Raw genomic sequence first — 305 nt, 5'->3', positions numbered from 1 at the left:
TAGCAGCAATTAAGCAACGTGAAGTTGACGAGAGAATTACTCTCACAGACGACGATATCATTGCTGTGCTGACTAAGATGGTTAAACAACGTCGCGATTCTGTCGCTCAATTTGAATCTGCTGGTCGTCAAGACCTTGCTGATGCTGAGAAAGTTGAAATTACAGTACTTGAGGATTTTATGCCTCAACCACTGACTGAAGAAGAAGTTGCTGCACTAGTTGATAGTGCAATTACCGAATCTGAAGCGGCGGGCATGCAAGACATGGGTAAAGTAATGGGCGTTCTTAAGCCGCAAATTCAAGGG

General features: G+C 44.3%; 1 protein-coding gene. It reads left to right on the top strand.

The window, feature by feature from the left end; all coding sequences use genetic code 11:
- Positions 1–305, top strand: a 305-nt coding sequence (locus AB4585_RS28635) for a GatB/YqeY domain-containing protein (protein ID WP_372172168.1), incomplete at both ends; no start/stop codon positions are given.

The sequence above is a fragment of the Vibrio sp. 10N.222.49.C9 genome (assembly GCF_041474985.1).
In the GTDB taxonomy this organism is placed as follows: domain Bacteria; phylum Pseudomonadota; class Gammaproteobacteria; order Enterobacterales; family Vibrionaceae; genus Vibrio; species Vibrio crassostreae_C.
The sequence above is the reverse complement of the archived record's forward strand: the minus strand, read 5'-3'. Positions and strand labels throughout refer to the sequence as shown.